The sequence below is a fragment of the Rhizobium sp. ZPR4 genome (assembly GCF_040215725.1).
In the GTDB taxonomy this organism is placed as follows: Bacteria; Pseudomonadota; Alphaproteobacteria; order Rhizobiales; family Rhizobiaceae; genus Rhizobium; species Rhizobium rhizogenes_D.
On sequence record NZ_CP157967.1, the window covers coordinates 172,464 to 196,835 of the forward strand.

Consider the following 24,372-nt stretch of genomic DNA (forward strand, 5'->3'; position numbering starts at 1 on the left):
TTCACTCTAATCCGTTTTTTTCCGCTTTTCTGTGACGCTGCATGGCGGAGTGGCCGGCAACGGCCGAGGATGCGGTAGCTTTGAGCTTCCCAAACAAAATGCCGGCGTCCTCACGCCGGCATGTCGGTTGGTCGCTTTCGTGCGAAATCCTGGCCCTACTTGTTGCGGGCAAGCAGCTCCTTGACCACCTGATCGGTCACCCGTCCATCCGCCGGCAGACCGACGGATTTCTGGAAGCTCTTCAGGGCGGTGACCGTCTTGTCGCCCATGGCGCCGTCGGGCGCGCCGGCGTCGAAGCCATTCTTGTTGAGGATGGCCTGAATGTTGCGGATCGCCTTCTTCATGTCGATGGAGGCCGTGTTCACACCCTTGCCGGTGGTCCATTCGTCGGGAATGTCGGTGCCGTTGGCCTTGGGATCGACCGATTGCACCTTCCACAGGTCGACCCTGGCGCGGGCGCTTTCGAGATCGGCCGGCTTCATGGCGTTAGCGACTTCGTCACGCTTCTGGGCGGCGTCCTTGTCGCCGCTCTTTGCGGCGATGGCGAACCACTTATAGGATTCCTGCAGGTCCTGTTTCACGCCGTTGCCGCGTGCATAGAGGATCGCGAGGTTGAACTGGCTGTCGGAGACGCCGAGATCGGCGGCGCGGATGAACCAGTTTGCCGCGCTATCGTAATCCTGCGGCCCTGCCGTGCCCGAGGCGTAGAGAACTGCGAGATTGTGCATGGCGCTGGCATTGCCTTGGTTGGCAGCCTGCTCGTAATATTGCTTGGCCTTGACGAGGTCGCGATCGACGCCGTTACCCTTCTCATACATGCTGGCGAGGCGATACTGGGCCGGTGCATAGCCCTTATCGGCCGAAAGCTGATACCAGGTCGCTGCCTGCTTCATGTCGGCCGCAACGCCGCGACCATCGGTATAGCGGGCGCCGATTTCGAAAAGCGCGACCGGATCGGCCGATTTTGCGGCAGCGACGAGCGATGGCGGCTGGATGCCGTCGGGCACCGCAATCTCCGGTGCCGCCGGCGTGGCGGCGGGAGCTGCGGCTGCCGTATTGTCCGTCTGGACGAAGGCGGCGGCCTGCTGTGCGGGCGCGCTGCCGGCAGGGGCCAGGGCTTCGCTTGCCGTTTGATTGCCGTCGAGCGGGGTTGCTGCCGTCAGGCGATCATTTGCTGGAGCGGCGGTGGGATCGATGGCTGTGGGCGCGGGCTGGGCTTCCGCCGTCTCCGTCGTGGAAACCGAGGGTGCGGCGGCCTGATTGGCAGCCGGTTGCTGATTGCTGGCGATGGGGTTCGCATTGGCGACGACGGTATTGGTGGCGGCGCTGTCCGCAGGCGCGACCATCGTCGACACCTGGGCGGGGTGTGGTGCCTTCTGACCGCGCGTCAGCGTATTTGCCAGCGGGTAGGCCATGATGGCGAGCATGACGGCGCCCAATGCAAGCAGGATCGGTCGGCGGAAGCGCGAGAATGCGCCGCCCTTCTTGGCGTCTTTCTTGGAAGCAGGAGCAGAGCGCTGCGTCTGGTCGACTTCCATGGCAGCGGCCTGTGCGGCACGACGGGCGGCCGCGATGTAATCGGCCCGCTCGTTTTCGGTCGGTTGACGTGCGTTGCCGCTGCGCGATGTGGTCTGGCTGGCGCGCACGCGCTCGAGGATCTTCTTGATGTCAGGCGCGCCGGAACCCGGCTCCAGCAGTTCGTTGGCCTCTTCGCCGGGCATTACGTCGGCGGGATCGATCGACGGCGCCTGCTCGATGACCGGACGGTCCGGCGGAAAGATCGGCTCGGCCTTTTCCGGCGTGAAGAAGCGCTTGCCGAGGCTCGCAAACAGGCTGGTCTTGCCACTTTTCTTGACCGCCGCCTTGATTTCAGCCTTCGTATTGGCGTCGATCGCCTGTGCGACGGCGACTTCGGCGGAAATCGAGGCTTCGGTGGGCGCAACCGTGCGGATGATCGGACCGGCCTTCTGCTGTGCGGCCATCGGCGGCTTCAAAGCCGGAGCATCCTCTTCGGCGAAGACGTCGCTTTCGAAGGCAGCTACAGGCATGGCAGGTGCCGGCCGGCGCTGTTCCATATGGTCGAGCCGATCGGCAATCTGCAGCAGCGTGTCGTGCAGCGCTTCGAAGGTGCGGTGCGTGCGCTCGTCGCTGGCGCGGCTGATGTCTTCCAGATGGCGAAGGTCTTCGGCAAGCGCCGTCAGCGCTGCCATGTCGGCCGCCTGCGCGCCATGACCCATCCCGCCTTCTCGCGAATAGGCCTCGACGACGGTTTCCGCCGCGTGGCGGGCCGCTTCGATGATGTATTCGTCGTTGGTCGCCATATAGTCTTCGATCGCGCTCATCCGGCGGTCGAAATCCGGAGGCAGATGATCGGCGGCGGCTCGCGGCTCGGCGGTCAGCAGTGTCGAAAGATGGGCGATCTGCTCTTCGAGATTGCGCAGTGCCTGCGTATCCGTGGCCGGTGCAGCCGTGCTGGCTTCGAGCCGGGCCGCGATGTCGGAGAGGCGGCCTTCCAGCCGGCGCGCCATGCCGTCGTCCAGGCTTGCGGCCGTAGCCGGCGGATGAAAATCGATCTCGTCGATGCGGCGGGCGAGATAATCCAGCCGGTCCGCCATCGCGTTGCCGACCGAGCCGTGTTCCAGCGCATCGATCTTGTGGGAGATATCGGCGAGATAGGTAACGAGCTCCGGCTGCGGGGCTGCCTTCTGCGAACGCTCCATCAGATGCGAGAGCTGGTCGAGGCGCTCTTCGAGGCGGGCGACGGCCTTGGCGCTGCCGAGTTCGTCGATGCGCATGGCGAGCGCTTCGAGACGGCCGGAAAGATCGTCGGCGGGCTGGCGGCGGCCCGCATCGCGGCTCATCAGGTCGATCTGGTCGGCAAGGCCGCTGAGGCGTCCTTCCAGCCGCTGCATCGCCTGATCCTGCGGCTGCATCATCGAGCCAAGGCTCTCCATCGCGGTTGCGATCGTCAGCAGCTTGGTTTCCAGCGCATGCACGGCCGGGCTGTCGTTCATACCGCCGAGATGCTGCTTGATGTCATCGAGGCGATAGGCAAGCGAGACGAGCTCGTCCTGCAGGCCCGACGTGTCGATGGCCTTCACCTGGCGCTCGACATGGTGGAGCGACTCTTCGCGGGCAAGCCCGTCCATCAGCGAGCGCAGCTCGTCGAATTCGGCTTTCAGGCCGATGGTTTCCGGCTGGCCGGCGAGCTGGTTGATGCTGTCGGCAAGCCGAGCCATATCCTGGCGGACATCGGCGACAAAATGCTTGTCCTCGGTGTTTTCGCGGATATCGCGGATTTCGGCGCGCAGAGCGGTGACTTCACGGGTCACGCTTTCGGCGATGTCGCGCTTGAGATCCTGTCGAAGATTGACGAGCGCCTGGGCGATATCGACCGGCGCGTCGGCGGCAGCCGCCCGCATCGGCTGGCGTTGGGGATAGCTTTCGATCGGACGCCGGGCCGGCTGCGGTTCCGCATGCGCGATGTCCTCGCGCCGCGGCTGCAGCCGCTCGCGGTTTGCTTCCAGCGTGCGCTGGCGCTGGCGGATTTCGGCAAGCGGATCGGAGCGAAGATCGCTTTCATGACGTTCGTTGCGCAGCGGGCGCTCATAGGGACGGCTGGCATGCTGCTCGCGTTCGGGGCGGGGCGGCATCCGCTCCGGTGCGGCTCGCTCGGGGGCAGGCGCATAGCCGGCGCCGACGCGCTGGCGCGTATCGCGTGCGGCGGCAGTCCCCATCAGACCCTCGATGCGTGCCTCCAGCCCCTCGATCGTGCGGCTCAGAGCATCCAGCGACGTCCAGTCGCCCGTACCGGTAGGATTTGATCGCGATCCGCTCATATCTTTTGCTCGCCTCGAACTATGGACCACCCCGGGCCGTCATGCTGACGGAAGAAGACGTTGCTGCATCGTCGCACTGTCTGCATTCCGTCGTTCGGAAAGGGATAAATGTATTGGCTTTCCTCAAACCGAGCAGCAAAGACAGCGCGCGACCAAAGCATAAGTTGAAGAAACGCGAAGCACTGCTGCTCAACTCTTACAATTTACGAAACGTGGTAAACAACTCGTTAAGTTTGGCGGAATTCTTAACCTTTTATTTCGGTTCTGCTGTCCCGCGAGCCGATATTCTTGTCGGCGGGTCAGCGCAGGCCGCGCGTTGGGGGAGGAGATATCACTCGCATTGAGCGTAATTTCCGGATCGCCCTCACTAAAATTTCAGCGCGCCTCACAAATTTGACGTTTACGCAAACGTCAATATTTTGTAAGAGTAGCATAGTGGCTGGACTCTGAGATCCGGCGGCGAATTGGAGGAATTCGAAAGATGCCAGTCTACAAGGCCCCGGTGAACGACACGCTCTTCGTCCTGAACGATGTGCTTGGGCTTGAGCGCTACAACAATCTCCCGGGTTACGCCGATGCCACGCCTGATATGATCGAGGCGATCGTCGGCGAAGCGGCCAAGATTTCGGAAGAGGTGCTCTTCCCGCTCAACTATTCCGGCGATCAGGAAGGCTGCGTGCGCCATGACGACGGCACCGTCTCGACGCCGAAGGGCTTCAAGGAAGCCTATCGAGCCTATCGCGAAGGCGGCTGGCTGGGCCTTGCCGTGCCGGAAGAGTTCGGCGGCCAGGGGCTCCCCTATGTGCTGCACTGCGCCGTCGGCGAATATACCTCCGCTGCCAACATGTCGCTGATGATGTATCCCGGCCTGACGCAGGGCGCGATCGCCGCGATCCTCGTGCACGGCTCCGACGCGCAGAAGCAGACCTATCTGCCGAAGATGGTTGAGGGCATCTGGTCGGGCACCATGAACCTCACCGAGCCGCATTGCGGCACCGATCTCGGCCTCTTGCGCACCAAGGCAGTGCCGCAGGCCGATGGCAGCTACAAGATTTCGGGCCAGAAGATTTTCATCTCCGCCGGCGAGCACGACATGACGGACAATATCATCCATCTCGTCCTTGCCCGTATCGAAGGTGCGCCTGAGGGCACCAAGGGCATTTCGCTGTTCATCGTGCCGAAGTTCCTGGTCAAGGAAGATGGCTCGCTCGGCGCGCGCAACCCGGTCTCCTGCGGTGCGATCGAGCACAAGATGGGTATCCACGGCAACGCCACCTGCGTCATGAACTACGACGAGGCGACGGGTTTCCTGATCGGTGCCGAGAACAAGGGCCTCAACGCCATGTTCGTCATGATGAACGAGGCGCGCCTCGGCGTTGGCCTGCAGGGTCTCTCCATCGCCGAAATCGCTTATCAGAATGCCGCCAACTATGCCCGCGAGCGCATCCAGGGCCGCTCGCTCTCCGGCCCGAAGGCACCGGATAAAAAGGCCGATCCGATCATCGTCCACCCCGATATCCGCCGCTCGCTGATGACGATCCGCGCCTTCAATGAAGCCGGCCGCGCCTTCCTGCTATGGACGGCGCTGAAATCCGATATCGCCCATCGTTCCCCGGACGAAAAGGACCGTCAGTCTGCCGACGATATCCTTGGTCTGGCGACGCCGATCCTCAAGGGCGTCATGACGGACAAGGGCTTCGAACATGCCGTCATGGCGCAGCAGGTCTTCGGCGGCCACGGCTACATCGAAGAACACGGCATGAGCCAGTATGTCCGCGATGCCCGTATCGCGATGATCTACGAAGGCGCCAACGGCATCCAGGCGCTCGATCTCGTCGGCCGCAAGCTGGCGCTGAACGGCGGCCGTGCCGTCATGGCTCTCTTCAAGGAAATCGGCGATTTCTGCGAGGAGAACCGCAACGACGAGCAGATGGCTTTCTATACCAAGCATCTGAAGAAGGGCTTGAACGACGTGCAGGCCGCGACCATGTGGTTCATGCAGAATGCCATGGCCAAGCCCGACAATGCCGGTGCCGGCTCGACCGATTACATGCACCTCTTCGGCCTCGTCGTCCTCGGCTACATGTGGGCCAAGATGGCGAAGGCGGCGCAGGATGGCCTTGCAAGCGGCGACAGCGCGCGCGAGGATTATCTGAAGAACAAGCTTGTCACGGCGCGGTTCTACATGGAGCGCATCATGCCGGAAACGGCATTGCGCAAGACCCGCATCGAAACCGGTGCCGATACGATGATGGAACTGGCGGCGGAAGCCTTTTGACGGAATGAGATGATAATTTCCTGGGGGCAAAATGGCATCAAAGGGTGATTTACAGGATTGGGTGGTCGACGCTCTCCGTTCAAATAAAGGATCTGCGTCAATTCTCTACGTTGCCCAACACATCTGGGAGAATCACGAGAAGGATCTAGACGGCAGTCCGCTATTTTATTCGTGGCAATACGACATGCGTTGGGCCGCCACTGAACTGCGAAAGAAGGGTCTATTAGTTGCGGCAAGTGATGACCGTCGTGGAAAGTGGACCCTAAAATAACCCGCTTGGTGCGGACCTGCGGCTTTAACGTCGCATTGAGGAGATGAGACATGACCGAGGTTTTCATTTACGACCACGTGCGCACGCCGCGCGGGCGGGGCAAGAAGGATGGATCGCTGCACGAAGTGCCCTCCGTTCGCCTTGCCGCCAAGACGCTGGAGGCGATCCGCGACCGCAACGGCCTCGACACCGAAACGGTTGACGACATCATCATGGGCTGCGTCGATCCGGTCATGGAAGCCGGCGCCGTCATCCCGAGGGGTGCCGCCTTCGAAGCCGGCTATTCCACCAAGGCGCCCGGCATGCAGATTTCCCGTTTCTGCGCCTCCGGCCTCGATGCCGTGAATTTCGGTGCCGCCAAGATCGCTCAAGGGGCCGACGATATCGTCATCGCCGGCGGTGTCGAAAGCATGTCGCGCGTCGGCTTGGGCATGTCCGGCGGTGCATGGTTCATGGACCCCTCGGTCAACTTCCCGGCCTATTTCATGCCGCAGGGCGTATCGGCCGATCTCATCGCCACCAAATACGGCTTCTCGCGCGATGACGTCGACGCCTATGCCGTCGAGAGCCAGAAGCGCGCCGCCAATGCCTGGGAAAAGGGCTACTTCAAGAATTCCGTCGTGCCGGTGAAGGATATTAACGGCCTGACCATTCTCGACCGCGACGAGCATATGCGTCCAGGCACCGACATGCAGGCGCTGGCCTCGCTCAACCCGTCGTTCCAGCTGCCGGGCGAGATGGGTGGCTTCGAAGCTGTCGGCATTCAGGCGCACCCGGAAGTGGAACGCATCAACTACGTCCATCACGCCGGCAATTCCTCGGGCATCGTCGATGGCGCCGCCGCCGTGCTGCTCGGCTCCAAGGCGGGCGGTGAGAGCATGGGCTTGAAGCCGCGCGGCCGCATCAAGGCCTTCGCCAATATCGGCTCCGACCCGGCGCTGATGCTGACAGGCCCGGTCGACGTTACCGAAAAGCTGTTGAAGCGCTCGGGCATGACGCTTGCTGACATCGATCTTTTCGAGCTTAACGAAGCCTTCGCCGCCGTGGTGCTGCGCTACATGCAGGCTTTCGATATCGAGCATGACAAGATCAACGTCAATGGCGGCGCAATTGCAATGGGCCATCCGCTGGGTGCCACCGGCGCGATGATCCTCGGCACCGTGCTGGACGAACTGGAACGACGCGATCTCAACACCGCGCTGGTCACGCTCTGCATCGGTGCCGGCATGGGCACCGCCACGATCGTCGAACGCGTCTGAGGGGGAGGAAACCAAATGGCCTACACGAATTTCACCGCCGAAACGGATGCTGACGGCATTGCGCTTGTCACCTGGGACATGCCCGGCAAGTCCATGAACGTCTTCACTGCCGAAATCCTCGAAGAACTGAATGCCATCATTGACGCGACCGTCGCCGACGCCGCCGTCAAGGGCGTGGTCTTCACGTCTGGCAAGTCCTCCTTCTCCGGCGGCGCCGATCTCTCGATGATCAAGTCGATGTTCTCCTTCTATCAGGAGGAAAAGGCGAAAGACCCGGCTGCAGCTGCGAAGAAGCTCTTCGATCTTGTCGGGCGCATGACCGGCCTCTTCCGCAAGCTCGAAACCTGCGGCAAGCCTTGGGTTTCGGCCATCAACGGCACCTGCATGGGCGGCGCTTTCGAACTGTCGCTGGCCTGCCACGGCCGCGTCGCTTCCAGCGCCAAGAGCGTCAAGATCGCGCTGCCCGAGGTCAAGGTCGGCATCTTCCCCGGCGCCGGCGGCACACAGCGCATTGCGCGCCTGACGGATGCGCAATCCGCCCTGCAGATGATGACGACGGGCCAGTCGCTGACGGCGGCGCGCGCCAAGGCGATGAACCTCGTGCATCAGGTGGTCGAGCCGGATCAGCTGATCCCCGCCGCCAAGCAGATGATCAAGGACGGCCTGAAGCCCGTCGCTCCCTGGGACGAAAAGGGCTTCAAGGCACCAGGCGGCGGCATCTGGACGCCTGCAGCGGCCCAGCTCTGGCCGGCAGCGCCCGCCATCCTGCGCCGCGAGACATCGGGCAATTACCCGGCAGCACTCGCCATCCTCAAATGCGTCTATGAAGGCTTGCAGGTTCCCTTCGATACCGGCCTGAAGATCGAGCAGCGCTATTTCACCCATGTGCTGCAGACCACCGAAGCCTATTCGATGATCCGCTCGCTGTTCATCTCCATGCAGGAACTCGGCAAGGGCGCCCGCCGCCCGGCAGGCCAGCCGAAGACCGAATTGAAGAAAGTCGGCGTCGTCGGCGCCGGTTTCATGGGCGCATCGATCGCCTATGTCACCGCCGCCGCCGGCATTCCGGTCACGCTGATCGACCGCGACATCGAGGCCGCGACCAAGGGCAAGGGCGTTGGAGAAGGCTTGGTCAAGGATTCGATCGGTAAGGGAAGACTGACGCAGGACGAGGGTGCAGCGCTGCTCTCGCGCATCACGCCGTCGGCCGACTATGCCGATGTGAAGGACGCCGATCTCGTCATCGAGGCGGTGTTTGAGGATCGCGAAGTCAAGAAGGCGGTCATCGAGGCCGTCGAAGCCGTGCTGCCCGCCGGCGCCGTCTTCGCCTCCAACACCTCGACGTTACCGATCACCGGTCTTGCGAAGAATTCCAAGCGCCCGGTCGATTTCATTGGCGTCCACTTCTTCTCGCCGGTTGAGAAGATGATGCTGACCGAAGTCATCCTCGGCAAGGAAACCGGCGATCATGCGCTCGCGGTGGCGCTCGATTACGTCGCTGCGATCAAGAAGACGCCGATCGTGGTCAACGACACGCGCGGCTTCTTCATCAATCGCTGCGTCTTCCGCTACATCCACGAAGCCTATGACATGCTGATCGAAGGCGTGCCCGCTGCCATGATCGAGAATGCCGCCAAGATGGCCGGCATGCCGGTCGGGCCGCTGGCGCTCAACGATGAAGTCGCCATCGATCTCTCCTACAAGATCCTGAAGGCGACGGTCGCCGATCTCGGCGAGAAGGCGGTCGATCCGCGTCACATGCAGCTCGTCACCGGGCTTGTGGAAGGTGAGGGCCGCCTGGGCCGAAAGAATTCCAAGGGCTTTTACGACTATCCGCCGAAGCCGGCCAAGAAGTCGCTCTGGCCGGGCCTCAAGGATCTCTATCCACAGAAGAAGGCCGATGAGGTCGATGTCAATGTGCTGAAGCAGCGCTTCCTCGCCACCATCGCGCTCGAGGCCGCCCGTACCATCGAAGAGGGCATCGTCACCGATCCGCGCGAGGCCGATGTCGGCTCCATCCTCGGCTTCGGCTTTGCCCCCTATACCGGCGGGGCGCTGTCCTACATCGACGGCATGGGCGTAAAGGTTTTTGTAGAGCTCTGCGAAAAACTGGCCGCCGCCTATGGCCCGCATTTCCAGCCGACGGCGCTGTTGAAGGACATGGCCGCAAAGGGCGAAACCTTCTATGGGCGCTTCGATCCCTACCGCGTCGCGAAGGCGGCTTGAGCCAACAAATCGTTGCTGACGACAAATAATGGGCCGCTCCTGTCGGGAGCGGCCTTTTTCGTTCGTCCTCTGCTTGAGTTCATCGAACCGAGGAGAATGACATGATCGAGATCATCGGCAATCGCGATGAGGCGGAAGCCATCAACGCAATGCTTGCGGGCTGGTCCTCAGCTCTTGGCAACAAGGATGCGGCGGGCGTGGTCCGGCATTTAAGCGACGATGTCATCGGCTTCACCCTGGCGGCACCATTGGTGCACAAAGGTAAGGGTGAAAAGGGATTGGAGGCTTGGTTTTCGACCTGGGAAGGGCCGATCGGCGGCGATGCCATCGAGGTCAGATTGACGGTTGGTGAAGATGTCGCCTTCTGGACGGGCCTCGTGCAGATGACCGGCAAGAAGACGGATGGTGTCGAAGTCGATCTCTGGTTTCGCCAGACGCTCGGCCTCAGAAAAGAGGCTGGCATCTGGAAGATCGTCCACGAACATACATCGGTGCCGTTTGCCATGGATGGCAGTGGTCTTGCCGAGCTTAGGCTCAAACCGTAAGATTTTACTTACACAACACTCAAGGGCTTTTCCCGACTGGATCGCAAGGCAACAACGCCCCAGCCGATGAGCAGAAGGATTGCCGCCGCATAGATATCGGCGGCCTCGGCAAAGCCGAGTGCTTTCGATAGGAAGCCTGCCAGGATGGCGGGCACGCTGAAGGCGAGGTAGCTCTGGATGTAGAAGGCCGAGAGCAGCCCCGCGCGCTCGTCCGGCTTTGCCAGCGGCATGATGCTTCTGACCGTGCCGAGGAAAGCCGCCCCGAAGCCCGAGCCCGCAATCAGAGTCCCCGAGGCGAGGATCGACACCTCAGCCGCATGCATGCCGGCGATGATGGTCAGTATGCCGAGCGTCATGCTCGGTATTCCGAACTTCATGATCGTGGCGGCGGATCTCCTGCGCAGCAGGAAGACGGCGGCTGCACCGCTGATCGTCAATGCCGCGACCACCGAGCCGCCGACCAGCGGCATCGTGCTGCCGGTCGTTGCGGTTACAAGCGAAGGCACCAGCGACAGATAGAAGCCGGCGAGCGCCCAGACGGCAACATTGATCGGTGTCAGCGCCAGCAGCGTCCGGCGCGCCTGCTGGGGAACAGCGACTTCCGGCTTCAGCGATGCGAGTGCGCCGGCCCGTCGGTTCGTTGTCTCCGGCACCAGCCATAGCAGCACTGCCTGCAGCGCCAGGAGAGCGAGCGTGACGATATAGACGAGTATGGTCGGAGCCGGCGCAAACTGGATCAGCAGGCTCGTGCCGAGCGCGCCGATCGCCATGCCGGCAAGCGGGGCAAGGCTGTTGGTGATCGATCCCCTGATCGGGTCGAGATCGACAAGGGCGGCACCGATGGAGCTGACGGCTGCGCCTGTCGCAAAGCCCTGCACGATGCGGGCGGCAATCAGCCAATCCGGACCCTTGGCCATTAAAAACAGCGCTATCGCCACCATATTGAGCAGGATCGAAGCGAAGATCACCGGGCGACGGCCGAGATGGTCGGAAATCGAGCCGACGATGAGCAGCGCGGCGAGAAGGGAGAAGGCATAGACGGCGAAGATTACCGTGAGCAGCACCGGCGAGAAGGCGAAGGCCTGCTGATAAAGGCGGTAGAGAGGCGTCGGTGCGGATGAGGCGGCCAAAAACAGGGCACTGGTCGCGGCATAATAGGACGGCGCCAGGCGTCTGGCTGCTGAAATCGGCGTGCTGGCGGTGGAATCGAGCGAGGTCATCGACTATATCCTGCCTAAAGCTAAAAGATTGCGTTAGACGGATATAGGTCGCCTGATGCATAAAAGCAAATAATTTGCGTTAGTGAATAACCCATGGTCATTCACGATCAGCAAAAGGGAAAGATTGGCAAAGGCCTATGGGCTACAGAGAAAATCCCCGCCCCGGCGGGCGCAGTGCCAGAGTGCAGGCCGCCGTGCATCAATCCGTTCGCGACATGCTGGCAACCATGGATCGCGCCGATGTGACGATCCCCCTGATCGCGCAGCGCGCCAATGTCACGCCGTCGACGATCTACCGCCGTTGGGGCGATCTGCAAGAGCTTCTGGCCGACGTTGCCGCCGCACGCCTGCGGCCCGAAGGCGAGCCCGCCAGGATCGGCAGCGCCCGCGAGGATCTGGAAGCCTGGGTCGAGCAATATGCCGATGAGATGGCTTCCGGCGTCGGCCGGCAAATGCTGCGCGATATTCTTGCTGCAGCCGACAGTGCTAATGCGGAGAAATGCGGCACCTATACGCGCTACCAGCTGAGCGTCTTCATCGCCCGGGCCGAGGAGTGCGGCGAGCCCTTTCCGACCCTGGTAGAACTGATGGATCACGTCATCTCGCCGATTATCTATCGCATCCTCTTCAACCAGGCGCCCGACTCCGACTACGTCCGCAAGCTCGTCGCGAAGGTAATGCCGGAGAGTGCAGCCAGGACTTGATGCGCGACCAGCAATGGCGAGCGACTCACTCGAACTCCCCCAAGCACATTCAGTGGCTTCGGCTTGGTTGCTCGCAACTGACGAACAAGTAGCCAAGCATATGCACGTTAAAATTGCCAAAGCTGCGAAATTATCATGGGATATGCATGCTTGAGCGAGGCTCGCGGTCAATTTGCTGTTGAAAAATAAGGAAAAAGATGGTGCTAATTATCATCAGTGAATTCAACGGCAACGCGAAGGGGACTGCTCAATGCTTAATGAATTCAAGGCATTTATCGCCCGTGGCAATGTCATGGATCTCGCAGTCGGCGTGATCATTGGCGGCGCTTTCGGCGGCATCGTTAAATCGCTGGTTGACGATATCATCATGCCGATCGTCGGCGCGATTTTCGGTGGCTTCGATTTCTCGAACTACTTCGTCGGCCTTGCCTCGGGGGTCAACGCACCGACGCTTGCTGCGGCCCGCGCCCAGGGCGCGGTTCTCGCCTACGGTAGCTTCATCACCGTCCTTATCAACTTCCTGATCCTCGCCTGGATCATCTTCCTCATGGTCAAGGGCGTGAATGCGTTGCAGGCCCAGGTCGCGCGCAAGGAAGAAAAGGTTGCCGAGGCAGCGCCGCCGCCGGCCGACGTCCAGCTGCTGACGGAAATCCGCGATCTTCTCGCGAAGCGCTGATAGGTACAGTTCAACCTCTTTCAAAGCCTCGGTCTCCACAAGGGCCGGGGCTTTATTCATCACCAAAATCGATCAGTCGCTAAGGCAAAGTCATGGGATTTGTCCGCCGCTCTGCTTTATGAAGGCAGAAACCGGAGACTTTGCATGTCGATACTGAACAGCCTCAGCCCGCGCGCACTCGCAGCACCCGAAAGCGGGATCGTCGAAGTGGTCAATTATGCCCGCGGTCGCGATGGCCTGTTGCCGCTTTGGGTCGGCGAGGGCGATCTGCCGACGCCGGATTTCATCAACCGTGCCGCCATGGCGTCGCTCAATGCCGGTGAGACCTTCTACACCTGGCAGCGCGGCATTCCGGAGCTGCGCCAGGCACTCGCCGACTACTATGGCCGGCATTTCGGCACGTCGCTGCCGATGGACAATTTCTATGTCGTCGGCTCCGGCATGCAGGCGATCCAGCTGTCCGTGCAGGCGATCACCTCTCCCGGCGACGAGATGGTCTATCTCTCCCCGGCCTGGCCGAACATTGCCGCCGCGCTCGAGATCGCGGGTGCCCGCTCCGTTGCCGTGCCCTTGCAGTTCGAGCACGGCAAATGGTCGCTTGATTTGGGCCGGCTGGAAGCGGCGATCACGCCGAAGACCAAGGGCCTCTTCATCAATACCCCGTCCAACCCCACGGGCTGGACGGCGACCCATCAGGATCTCCGCGATATCCTCGCCTTGGCGCGCAAGCACGATCTCTGGATCATGGCCGACGAGATCTATGCGCTGTATTATTATGCCGGCGGCCGCGCGCCGAGCTTCCTGGATGTGAAGGAAGCCGATGATAAGATCCTCTTCGTCAACTCCTTCTCGAAGAACTGGTCGATGACCGGTTGGCGCGTCGGCTGGATCGTCGCGCCGGCCGAGCTCGGACAGGTGATCGAGAACCTCGTGCAATATTCGACCTCGGGTGTCGCGCAATTCATGCAGAAGGGTGCCGTTGCCGCACTGAACGAGGGCGACGATTTCGTCCGCTCCAACATCGCCAAGGCGACCCGCTCGCGCGATATCCTCTGCGACGCGCTGATCGCCACCAACCGCGTGCAGACCTTGAAGCCGGATGGCGCGCTCTATTCCTTCCTCAGGATCGACGGCGTCACCGACAGCCGCAGGGCCGCCATCGACATCGTCGACAAGACCGGCGTCGGCCTGGCGCCCGGAACGGCCTTTGGAAAGGGTGGCGAGCTGTTCATGCGCGCCTGCTTCCTGCGCGATCCCGTGCAGGTGGCCGATGCCGCGGAAAGGTTGAGCCGGTATATTCTAAGTTTGTGATGCGGGGGCTTTGGTTCGCGCGGCGCTACGGCGGAAAGGCATCTTCGAGATTGCCGCACCTCTGTACCCCCTCTGTCGCTGTCGCGACATCTCCCCCACGAGGGGGGAGATCGTTGGGAGTTTGTAGCTGTCCTTAACAATAGGACGCGCTTCAGCTTCTGCGGATACAATATTGGTTTGAGGTAGGTCGGTGCTACAGGCGACCAACCTCCCCTTGTGGGGAAGATGTCACGAAGTGACAGAGGGGGGTGAACACTCTCCAGGTGCATCACAATAGCGATCGCGCACCCAATCCATAAAATGCAATCGATCCGCGAAAGACCACCCTAACCATTCCCGCAATCTTTCCCGCCCCACCTCCCGCTTTTAATCAATTTCGCAGGAGAAGCGGCCTCATATATCGCCGACAAGACTTGGCGGGGACGCGAAGAATGACGGTGTTGGTGACGGGCGGAGCCGGATATATCGGCAGCCACATGGTCTGGAGATTGCTTGATGCGGGCGAGGACGTTGTCGTTCTCGATTGCCTTTCCACGGGCTTTCGCTGGGCGGTCCCGCCGGCTGCCCGCTTCTATCTCGGCGATGTCGCCGACGAAGCGCTGCTGTGTCAGATTTTCGCCGAGAACGACATAGAGGCCATCATCCATTTTGCCGGCTCGGCGGTCGTGCCGATGTCGATCGAGGATCCTCTCGCCTATTATGAGAACAATACCGGCAAGACCCGTATCCTGATGAGCGCCGCCGTTAGGGCCGGCATTCGCCATTTCGTCTTTTCGTCCACGGCTGCCGTCTATGGTCAGCAGCCCGCTGATCGGCCGGTCATCGAAAATGCGCCGCTGCGGCCCGAATCCCCCTATGGCCAATCCAAGCTGATGTCGGAACTGATGCTGCGCGATGCTGCCGCGGCCTATGATTTCCGCTATGTGGCGCTGCGTTATTTCAATGTCGCCGGCGCCGATCCCGAGGGACGCGCCGGTCAGTCGACTGACGGGGCCACCCATCTCATCAAGGTCGCCTGCGAGGCAGCCCTTGGCCGCCGCCGTCAGGTGGATATCTACGGCACGGACTATCCGACGCATGACGGCACCGGGGTCCGCGACTACATCCACGTCAGCGATCTCGTTGACGCGCATCTCATGGCCTTGCGGCATCTGCGCGATGGCGGCCGGTCACTGGTCGCCAATTGCGGCTATGGCCACGGTTATTCCGTGCTCGACGTGCTCAACATGGTCATGCGCATCCATGGCCGCGCCTTCCGCATCCATATCGCCCCGCGCCGGCCCGGCGATATGGCGAGCATCGTCGCAGACGCGACACTGGCCCATCGCGAATTGGGCTGGGCGCCGAAATACGACAGTCTGGAAGCGATCGTGCGCTCCTCGCTGGATTGGGAGCTTCGCCTCGCAGAGCGGGCAAGCTTCGATGCCGCCGGGCTCAGCAAGGTCTATGCCGCTCCAAGTATGCGGTAGCCGGAGCGGCTTCAGCTCTCGGTACGTCTCCAAGGCCCCAGAAAGGCCGGAGCGTTCTTGTGCACGGCCTCTGCCAGAAAATCGATGACGGTGCGCACGCGCGGCGATTGGCGCAGATCGCGGTGGCAGGTGATCCAGTAGTGGCGCCTGAGATCCACCTCATGCGGCAGGACGACCTGCAGATCCGGATGCTTGCCGGCGATGAAGAACGGCAGTACGCAGAGCCCTTGGCCATTCTTCGTCGCCGTCAGCTGTGCAAAGATGCTCGAGCTTTGGAATTGCGGCCTGATGCGGGGATGGACGTCGTCGAGATAGTCCAGGCCCGGCGCAAAGATCATATCCTCGATATAGCCGATGAAGGCGAAGTCAGGCAGATCGTCACGGCTTTCGATCGTCGGATGACGGGCGAGGTAATCGCGCGATCCATAAACCTGCAGATGATAGTCGGTGAGCTTTTCGGTGAAATAGGGTCCGGCCTTCGGCGGGTCGAGCACCACGACGATATCGGCCTCCTTGCGCGAGAGCGACATGATCTGCTGGATGGTGATCAGTTCGAGGGAAATGTTCGGATGCCTGGCGGTGAATTCGGGCAGGACGCCGGTGAAGAAGAAGTTTGAAAAACCCTCCGGCGCGCTGATGCGCACAACACCCCGTTGTGCCGCCGATCCTGCAGAAAGATCGGCGCGAAGACGTTCCGTTTCCTGCTCCATGTGCTCAGCGGTATCGACGAAGCGTTGTCCCATGCTGGTCAGCATATAGCCGCGTGGATTGCGCTCGAAGAGCTTGACTTTCAAGGCGAATTCCAGCCGGTCGATACGGCGCGAGACCGTGGCATGGCTGCTGCGCAATTGGCGTGCGGCGGTCGAAAGTTGCCCCGTTCTGGCGACGGCGAGGAAGAACTGCAGATCGTCCCAGGTAAAATGCGGCGTGCGCTTCATGCCTCTCTCCTCTGTTCAAAAATGAACAGACCTTGTTTGGAATTAGTTGCAATCGCGACTTGCGTCAACGCGCGAATTCCGTGATCTTGCCTCTCGGGAAAAGTCGTTTTGAGGAAAGCGGCTGGCCAATTTTGAACAGATTCGTTTTTGCCAAATCTCTGGGAGGAGAGGACATGCGAAAGAGTCTTATTGCATCCCTTGCATTTCTGCTTGCAGCCAGCACCGCGGCTTTCGCCGCCGGTGCATCCGATGGTGTCGTCAAGATCGGCATCCTCAACGACCAGTCCGGCGTCTATGCGGACTTCGGCGGCAAGTCGTCGGTCGAGGCTGCCAAGATGGCTGCCGAGGACTTTGGCGGCAAGGTTCTTGGCGTGCCGATCGAGATCATCGATGCCGATCACCAGAACAAGCCCGATATCGCCTCCAACATCGCCCGCCAATGGTATGACCAGGATCATGTCGACGCCATCATGGAGCTGACGACCTCTTCCGTCGCGCTGGCCGTGCAGGCGGTCGCCAAGGAAAAGAAGAAGATCGATATCGTCACGGGTGCCGCAACGACCGATCTCACCGGCAAGCAATGCTCGCCCTACGGCTTCCATTGGGCCTATGACACCCATGCTCTCGCCGTCGGCACAGGCGGCGCGCTGGTCAAACAGGGTGGCGACACCTGGTTCTTCCTGACCGCCGACTACGCTTTCGGCTATTCGCTGGAGCAGCAGACGAGCGATTTCGTCAAGGCAAGCGGCGGCAAGGTCCTTGGTTCCGTCCGTCACCCGCTGTCGACGAATGATTTCTCGTCCTTCCTGCTGCAGGCGCAGTCGTCGGGCGCGAAGGTCATCGGCCTCGCCAATGCCGGCCTCGACACCTCAAACGCCATCAAGCAGGCCTCCGAATTCGGCATTACCCAGGGCGGCCAGCATCTGGCGGCACTGCTCTTCACGCTGGCCGAAGTGCACGGCCTCGGCCTGCAGGCGGCGCAAGGCCTGACGCTGACGGAAGGCTATTACTGGAACCTCGACGACAAGAGCCGCGAATTCGGCAAGCGCTTCTTTGCCCGCACCGGCAAGATGCCGAACATGATCCATGCCGGCACCTATTCTGCCGTGATGCAGTATCTGAAGGCGGTGCAGAAGGCCGGCACTGATGATACCGAGGCCGTCGCCAAGGAACTGCACGAAATGCCCGTCGACGATTTCTTCGGTCGCGGCGGCACGGTCGGCGCCAACGGCCGCATGATCCACGACATGTATCTGCTTCAGGTCAAGAAGCCTGAGGAGAGCAAGGAGCCGTGGGATTACTTCAACGTGCTGGCGACGATCCCGGGCAAGGAAGCCTATATCGACCCAGCCAAGAGCGGCTGCGACCTCGTCAAGCAATAGGGCTCGGACCAGCCCATGGCGATGTCAGCGACACATCTGCATGAAGAGCCCCGGGTGGTTTTGTCCGCCCGGGGACTGCGCCGCGATTTCGGCGGCTTCACCGCCGTCAAGAATGTCGATCTCGACGTCCACCACGCACAGGTCCACGCGCTGATCGGCCCGAACGGCGCCGGCAAGACGACGGTGTTCAACCTGCTCACCAAGTTCCTGCAGCCGACGCACGGCACGATCATGCTGCTCGGCACCGATATTACCAAGACAAGACCCGACAAGGTCGCGCGCATGGGGCTCGTGCGCTCCTTCCAGATTTCCGCTGTCTTTCCGCATCTGACGGTGCTGGACAATGTCCGCGTCGCGCTGCAGCGGCCAAACAATCTCGCCCACCAGTTCTGGCGGCCGCTTTCGGCCCTCGACAGTCTCAACGCGCGTGCCGAACAGCTCATTGCCTCCGTCGGCCTCTCGAAGGAGCGGAATGCCATCGCCGCCGATCTTTCCTACGGCCGCAAGCGGGTGCTGGAGATCGCAACGACGCTTGCGCTCGATCCGAAGGTGCTGTTGCTCGACGAACCGATGGCCGGCATGGGGCTGGAAGACGTAAACACCGTCTCCGCCATTATCCGCGATGTCGCCCGCGACAGGGCTGTGCTCATGGTGGAGCACAATCTCTCGGTCGTTGCCGATATCTGCCACCATGTCACAGTGCTGCAGCGCGGCGAGATCCTCGCCCAGGGCGACTATGCGACGGTCAGCCGCGATCCGCGCGTCCGCGAAGCCTATATGGGCACGGAGGAGGCTTGACGATGGCGCCGCTTCTGGAAGTTCAGGGCCTCAATGCCTGGTATGGCGAAAGCCACATCCTGCACGGCGTCGATATGCGCGTGGGCGAGGGGGAGACCATCACCATCCTCGGCCGCAACGGCGTCGGCAAGACGACGACGTTGCGTACGATCGTCGGCATCGTCCGTGCCCGCAAGGGCAGGATCACCTTCGCCGGCAGGGATATGATGCAGGTGCCGCTGCACAAGACGGCGCATCAGGGCATCGGTTTCGTGCCGGAAGAGCGCGGGATCTTCTCGACCCTCAGCGTCTATGAAAACCTGATGCTGCCGCCGGTCGTCGCACCGGGCGGCATGACGCTCGATGAGATCTTCGAGCTGTTTCCCAATCTGCATGAGCGGCGCAATAGCGTCGGCACCAGGCTCTCGGGTGGCGAACAGCAGATGCTCGCCATGGCCCGCATCCTGCGCACCGGCGTCCGCATGCTGCTGCTCGACGAGCCCACCGAGGGCCTGGCGCCCGTCATCGTCCAGCGCATCGGCGAAGTCCTGCAGAAGCTGAAAGGGCGCGGCATGACCATCTTGCTCGTCGAGCAGAATTTCCGTTTCGCCAGCCGCATCGCCGATCGTTTCTATCTGATGGATCACGGCCAGATGGTCTCGGAATTCCCGGTCGGCGAACTCTCCGAGCGCATGGATATGCTGCACAAGGTTCTGGGGGTCTGAGCCATGACGACGATATTCGGCATCCCCACCCAGGCGCTTCTCGGTCAATTGCTGATCGGCCTCATCAACGGCTCCTTCTATGCGCTACTGAGCCTCGGCCTCGCGATCATCTTCGGCATGCTCAGGGTCATCAATTTCGCCCATGGCGCGCTCTATATGCTCGGCGCCTTCACCGCCTATCTGCTGCTCGCCTATGCCGGCATCGGCTATTGGCCTGCCCTCGTTCTGGCGCCGCTCATCGTCGGCCTGTTCGGAGCATTGGTCGAGCGGCTCTGCCTGCGCCAGCTCTACAAGATCGATCCGCTCTACGGATTGCTCTTCACCTTCGGCATGGCGCTGACCATCGAGGGAACCTTCCGCTATCTTTATGGCTCCTCCGGCCAGCCCTATGCCGTTCCGACGGAATTGGCGGGCGCGAAAAATATCGGCTTCATGTTCCTGCCCGTCTATCGCGGCTGGGTGGTCATCGCCTCGCTGATCGTCTGCATCGGCACCTGGCTTCTGATCGAGAAGACGAAACTCGGCGCCTATCTGCGCGCCGCCACCGAGAATTCCGTGCTCGTGCAGGTCTTCGGCGTCAACGTGCCGGTGCTGTTGACGCTGACCTACGGCTTCGGCGTGGCGCTTGCCGCCTTTGCCGGCGTTCTCGCCGCGCCGATCTACCAGGTCTCGCCGCTGATGGGATCGAACATGATCATCATCGTCTTCGCCGTTGTTGTCGTCGGCGGCATGGGCTCGATCATGGGAGCGATCGTGACGGGCTACATGCTCGGGATTGCCGAAGGCCTGACCAAGGTCTTCTATCCCGAAGCCTCCAACATCGTCATCTTCGTCATCATGGCGATCGTACTGCTTTTGAGGCCTGCGGGCCTCTTCGGTCGGGAGGCGTGACATGGCTGGATTAATCAGCTTGAGTTCTAAAGAGCGTCCAAAGCTTTCCGTGCAGAAGCTGTTGCTGGTGGTTGGCCTCGTCGGCCTGATCTGGGCGCCGTTCTTCATCTATCCGATCTTCGTCATGAAGGTGCTTTGCTTCGCGCTCTTCGCCTGCGCCTTCAATCTGTTGCTCGGCTATGCCGGCCTCTTGTCCTTCGGTCACGCGACTTTCTTTGGCGGTGCTGCTTATTTCACGGCTTATGCGGTGAAGGAATGGGGGCTTCCGCCAGAGCTCGGCATCCTGATCGGGGTTGCCGGCGCATCGCTGCTCGGCCTCGTCATGGGCTTCGTCGCCATCCGCAGGCAGGGCATCTATTTCGCCATGATCACGCTGGCGCTCTCTTACATGTTTTATTTCTTCTGCCTGCAGGCGAAGTTCACTCAAGGTGAGGACGGCATCCAGTCGGTGCCGCGCGGCTACCTCTTCGGCGTCCTCGATCTCAACAACTCCTTCAATATGTATTATTTCGTCCTCGCCGTTTTCCTGATCGGTGTGCTGATCATCTGGCGCTTCATCAATTCGCCCTTCGGCATGATCCTGAAATCGATCCGCGAGAACGAGCAGCGGGCGATCTCGCTTGGCTATTCCGTCGCGCGCTATAAGCTCGGTGCCTTCGTCATGTCGGCGGCGTTGGCGGGGCTTGCGGGCGCGGTCAAGGCACTGGTCTTCCAGTTCGCGACGCTCACCGATGTCGCCTGGCAGATGTCCGGCGAAGTCATCCTCATGACCCTGCTCGGCGGCATCGGCACGCTGATCGGTCCGATTTTCGGGGCAGGGTTGGTGGCGACGCTGGAGAATTATCTGGCGACCTCGGAATTTCCCGTCACCATCATCACCGGCATCGTCTTCATGGTTTGCGTCCTGCTCTTCCGCCGCGGCATTGTCGGCGAATTCTATGCCTCGCGGCTGGGACGGAGACTGGGTTTCGAATATCGGCGCTAGCGATTTGATTTTCCTTCTCCCCGTAAGCGGGGAGAAGGTGCCCGAAGGGCGGATGAGGGGCTTTTACGGACTTCCAGCGAATGCTGAATTTGCCGGGCCTTCCTGCCCCTCACCCTAACCCTCTCCCCGCAGACGGGGCGAGGGGACGACAGAGTCTCTTGAATGGATCGCTTCGACTACATCATCATCGGTGCCGGCAGTGCCGGCTGCGTGCTGGCCAACAGGCTTTCGGCCGACCACAACAATAGGGTGCTGCTGCTGGAAGCCGGCGGCAACGATAATTACCACTGGATTCATATCCCGGTCGGCTATCTCTATTGCATCAACAACCCTCGCACGGACTGGTGTTTTACCACATCGCCGGAAGCGGGCCTGAATGGCAGGTCGCTCAACTATCCGCGCGGCAAGGTGCTCGGCGGCTGCTCTTCCATCAACGGCATGATCTACATGCGCGGCCAGGCGCGCGACTATGATCTCTGGCGTCAGCTCGGCTGCGCCGGCTGGGGCTGGGACGATGTGCTGCCCTATTTCGTCAAGTCCGAGGATCACTATCGCGGCAAGGATGAGATGCACGGTGCCGGCGGCGAGTGGCGGGTAGAAAAGGCGCGCGTGCGCTGGGCCGTGCTCGATGCCTTCCAGGCCGCGGCCAAGGAGGCCGGCATCCCGGAGACGGCGGACTTCAATCGCGGCAACAATGAAGGCTCCGGCTATTTCGACGTCAACCAGCGCTCCGGCATCCGCTGGAACACCACGAAAGCCTTCCTGCGCCCGGCCATGCAGCGCGGCAATCTCACTGTCTACACGAAAGCGCAGGTCCGCCGCCTGATCGTTGAAGATGATGCCGTCACCGGCGTTGAATTCCAGCACGATGGCGTGGCGAAGCGCGCCTACGCGAGCAAGGAGACGGTGCTGTCGGCCGGCTCCATCGGCTCGCCGCATATTCTCGAACTGTCAGGCATCGGCCATGGCGATGTGCTCGGCAAGGCCGGCATCGAGGTGGTGCGCGAGGTCCGGTCCGTCGGCGAAAATCTGCAGGATCACCTGCAGCTTCGCATGGCTTACAGGGTAACCGGTGTTTCCACGCTGAACGAGAAGGCGACGAGCCTCATCGGCAAGGCGGCGATCGGTCTTGAATATCTCGTTCGCCGCTCAGGCCCGATGGCGATGGCGCCGAGCCAGCTCGGCATCTTCACCCGCTCCGGCCCCGATAAGGAAACGCCTGATCTGCAGTATCATGTGCAGCCGGTCTCGCTCGACAAGTTCGGCGATCCCGTTCATCCCTTTCCGGCCATCACCGCCAGCGTCTGTAACCTGCGGCCTGAAAGCCGCGGCTCGGTGCATGTGCGCAGCCCCGATTTCGCCCTGCAGCCGGCCATCAGCCCGAATTATCTCTCCGCCGCGCGAGATCGGGAAATCGCCGTGCGCTCCATTCGCCTGACCCGGCGTATCGTGGCGCAGCCTTCCTTCGCACGCTTCAGGCCGGAGGAGTTCAAGCCGGGACCGGCCTATGAGACGGATGCTGATCTGGAGCGCGCCGCCGGCGATATCGGCACGACGATTTTTCATCCGGTCGGCACATGCCGCATGGGCGGCGACGCGCAAAGCGTCGTCGATCCCCGGCTGCGGCTGCGGGCATTGGCACGGTTGCGCATCGCCGACGCCTCCGTCATGCCGTCGATCACATCGGGCAATACCAATTCGCCAACCATCATGATCGCGGAAAAGGCAGCTGAGATGATCCTTGCCGACAACAGATGAATCTCTGAGGATTGGTGGCAGCAAGGACAGGAGATTTGCATGGATAGCACGGACGAAGTCATCATCGAGCGGCGCGGATCGGCCGGCGTCATCAGGCTCAATCGCCCGAAGGCGCTGAACAGCCTGACATTGCCGATGGTGCGGGTCATCGCTCCGGCCCTGGAGGATTTCGCCGCCGATCCGGCGATCGCAAGCGTCATCGTCATGGGCGAGGGCGAGCGCGGCTTCTGCGCCGGTGGCGACATCCGCCTGCTGCACCGGAGCGGCAAGGAAGGCACCGATGAAGCGGAAACCTTCTGGCGCGAAGAGTTCCTGCTCAACCATGCCATCTCGCTTTACTCAAAACCCTATGTCGTGCTGATGGACGGCATCACCATGGGCGGCGGCGTCGGCCTCTCGGCCCATGGCAGCCATCGCGTCGTCACCGAGCGCACGCGCCTTGCCATGCCCGAAACCGGTATCGGCTACTTCCCGGATGTCGGCGCCACCTGGTTGCTGCCGCGTGCGCCGGGCGAGGCAGGCACCTGGATGGGCCTGACCGGCCTGACCGTCGAGGCTGCCGACGTCATCCATGCCGGATTTGCCGATCATTGTGTTGGGTCCTCCGCACTGCCGGCTCTTATAGATGCGATCTCTGCGCTCCCCGCGACTGCCTCTGCCGCAGACGTCCATGCCCTGATCCGGACGATGGCGGCAGATGCTGGCGAAAGCCGGCTTGTGGCAAACCGCGAGGTGATCAACCGGGCGTTTTCGGCAGACACGGTAGAAGGAATACTGGTGGCATTGGCTGGTGAGCCGGGAGAGTTTGCCGCTGAAGCCGCCGGCGTGATCGCCAGCCGCTCGCCGACCAGCCTGAAGCTGACGTTGCGGCTGCTCAGGGCAGGGCGAACAAGCGCCGATCTTACCGAATGCCTCAATCGTGAACTCGGCGCCTGCAGGGGCATATTGTATAATCACGATTTCTACGAAGGTGTGCGCGCCGCTGTCATCGACAAGGATCGCAATCCGAAATGGTCTCCGGCGAGCCTTGCGGAGGTGAGTGTTGCCGATATCGACCGCTTCTTCGTGCCGGCGCAGCCGCCGCTTTTTGCGAGCTAGATTGGTTCAGCGCATCTCGG

At 61.6% G+C, this 24,372-nt stretch carries 18 protein-coding genes; 15 read left to right on the forward strand and 3 right to left on the reverse strand.

Translation table 11 applies throughout. The annotated features are described in order from the left end of the window. Nucleotides 1-155: 155 nt before the first annotated feature. Complete coding sequence (locus tag ABOK31_RS00880; RefSeq protein ID WP_349957429.1) at nucleotides 156-3,839, reverse strand: peptidoglycan-binding protein; 3,684 nt, start codon at nucleotides 3,837-3,839, stop codon at nucleotides 156-158. Between the two features lie 481 nt (nucleotides 3,840-4,320). On the opposite strand from ABOK31_RS00880, the gene ABOK31_RS00885 reads away from it, so the two are divergent. The 4 genes from ABOK31_RS00885 (at nucleotide 4,321) to ABOK31_RS00900 (ending at nucleotide 10,418) form a co-directional block, all read left to right on the forward strand. Then, complete coding sequence (locus ABOK31_RS00885) at nucleotides 4,321-6,117, forward strand: acyl-CoA dehydrogenase C-terminal domain-containing protein (protein WP_349957431.1); 1,797 nt, start codon at nucleotides 4,321-4,323, stop codon at nucleotides 6,115-6,117. A 321-nt stretch (nucleotides 6,118-6,438) separates the two neighbouring features. Further along, nucleotides 6,439-7,647, forward strand: a complete 1,209-nt coding sequence (locus tag ABOK31_RS00890) for an acetyl-CoA C-acetyltransferase (RefSeq protein WP_349957433.1) — start codon at nucleotides 6,439-6,441, stop codon at nucleotides 7,645-7,647. Nucleotides 7,648-7,662: 15 nt separating this feature from the next. Beyond that, nucleotides 7,663-9,873 (forward strand): 3-hydroxyacyl-CoA dehydrogenase NAD-binding domain-containing protein, encoded by a 2,211-nt coding sequence (locus ABOK31_RS00895; protein WP_349957434.1) that lies wholly within the window; start codon nucleotides 7,663-7,665, stop codon nucleotides 9,871-9,873. A 101-nt stretch (nucleotides 9,874-9,974) separates the two neighbouring features. Further along, a complete protein-coding gene (locus tag ABOK31_RS00900; protein WP_174175393.1) occupies nucleotides 9,975-10,418 on the forward strand; it encodes a nuclear transport factor 2 family protein in 444 nt (147 codons plus the stop codon). Nucleotides 10,419-10,426: 8 nt separating this feature from the next. On the opposite strand, the gene ABOK31_RS00905 is transcribed toward ABOK31_RS00900, so the two are convergent. Further along, on the reverse strand, nucleotides 10,427-11,638 hold the full coding sequence (locus ABOK31_RS00905) for an MFS transporter (protein ID WP_349957436.1): 1,212 nt from the start codon (nucleotides 11,636-11,638) through the stop codon (nucleotides 10,427-10,429). A 137-nt stretch (nucleotides 11,639-11,775) separates the two neighbouring features. Between ABOK31_RS00905 and ABOK31_RS00910 the strand changes: the two genes are divergently transcribed. The 4 genes from ABOK31_RS00910 (at nucleotide 11,776) to galE (ending at nucleotide 15,798) form a co-directional block, all read left to right on the forward strand. Continuing rightward, nucleotides 11,776-12,342: a TetR/AcrR family transcriptional regulator gene (locus ABOK31_RS00910; protein ID WP_349957437.1), complete on the forward strand. Its 567-nt coding sequence runs from the start codon at nucleotides 11,776-11,778 to the stop codon at nucleotides 12,340-12,342. A 250-nt stretch (nucleotides 12,343-12,592) separates the two neighbouring features. After that, nucleotides 12,593-13,018 (forward strand): large conductance mechanosensitive channel protein MscL, encoded by a 426-nt coding sequence (mscL, locus tag ABOK31_RS00915; protein ID WP_075855254.1) that lies wholly within the window; start codon nucleotides 12,593-12,595, stop codon nucleotides 13,016-13,018. A 144-nt stretch (nucleotides 13,019-13,162) separates the two neighbouring features. Next, nucleotides 13,163-14,329 carry a pyridoxal phosphate-dependent aminotransferase gene (locus ABOK31_RS00920; RefSeq protein WP_349957439.1) on the forward strand — a complete coding sequence of 389 codons (1,167 nt, stop codon included), beginning with the start codon at nucleotides 13,163-13,165 and terminating at the stop codon, nucleotides 14,327-14,329. 431 nt (nucleotides 14,330-14,760) lie between these two features. Further along, nucleotides 14,761-15,798 carry a UDP-glucose 4-epimerase GalE gene (gene galE, locus ABOK31_RS00925; RefSeq protein ID WP_349957440.1) on the forward strand — a complete coding sequence of 346 codons (1,038 nt, stop codon included), beginning with the start codon at nucleotides 14,761-14,763 and terminating at the stop codon, nucleotides 15,796-15,798. 11 nt (nucleotides 15,799-15,809) lie between these two features. Here the strand turns inward: galE and ABOK31_RS00930 are convergent, their stop codons facing one another. Then, the gene (locus ABOK31_RS00930) at nucleotides 15,810-16,736 is read right to left on the reverse strand and encodes a LysR family transcriptional regulator (protein ID WP_174175384.1); all 927 of its coding nucleotides are present in this window, start codon (nucleotides 16,734-16,736) and stop codon (nucleotides 15,810-15,812) included. A gap of 173 nt (nucleotides 16,737-16,909) precedes the next feature. On the opposite strand from ABOK31_RS00930, the gene ABOK31_RS00935 reads away from it, so the two are divergent. From ABOK31_RS00935 to ABOK31_RS00965, 7 genes are all read left to right on the forward strand, one after another. Further along, entirely contained in the window at nucleotides 16,910-18,118 is a 1,209-nt protein-coding gene (locus ABOK31_RS00935) for an ABC transporter substrate-binding protein (RefSeq protein WP_174175382.1), read from the forward strand. Nucleotides 18,119-18,133: 15 nt separating this feature from the next. Further along, nucleotides 18,134-18,916, forward strand: coding sequence for an ABC transporter ATP-binding protein (locus tag ABOK31_RS00940; RefSeq protein WP_349957441.1), 783 nt, complete (start codon nucleotides 18,134-18,136; stop codon nucleotides 18,914-18,916). A gap of 2 nt (nucleotides 18,917-18,918) precedes the next feature. Beyond that, nucleotides 18,919-19,620: an ABC transporter ATP-binding protein gene (locus ABOK31_RS00945; RefSeq protein ID WP_349957442.1), complete on the forward strand. Its 702-nt coding sequence runs from the start codon at nucleotides 18,919-18,921 to the stop codon at nucleotides 19,618-19,620. A gap of 3 nt (nucleotides 19,621-19,623) precedes the next feature. Beyond that, a complete protein-coding gene (locus ABOK31_RS00950) occupies nucleotides 19,624-20,511 on the forward strand; it encodes a branched-chain amino acid ABC transporter permease (RefSeq protein WP_349957444.1) in 888 nt (295 codons plus the stop codon). A gap of 1 nt (nucleotide 20,512) precedes the next feature. Then, on the forward strand, nucleotides 20,513-21,496 hold the full coding sequence (locus ABOK31_RS00955) for a branched-chain amino acid ABC transporter permease (protein ID WP_349957445.1): 984 nt from the start codon (nucleotides 20,513-20,515) through the stop codon (nucleotides 21,494-21,496). A 162-nt stretch (nucleotides 21,497-21,658) separates the two neighbouring features. Then, nucleotides 21,659-23,254 carry a GMC family oxidoreductase gene (locus ABOK31_RS00960; protein WP_349957446.1) on the forward strand — a complete coding sequence of 532 codons (1,596 nt, stop codon included), beginning with the start codon at nucleotides 21,659-21,661 and terminating at the stop codon, nucleotides 23,252-23,254. Between the two features lie 39 nt (nucleotides 23,255-23,293). Continuing rightward, nucleotides 23,294-24,352 (forward strand): enoyl-CoA hydratase/isomerase family protein, encoded by a 1,059-nt coding sequence (locus tag ABOK31_RS00965; protein ID WP_349957447.1) that lies wholly within the window; start codon nucleotides 23,294-23,296, stop codon nucleotides 24,350-24,352. Nucleotides 24,353-24,372: the final 20 nt, after the last annotated feature.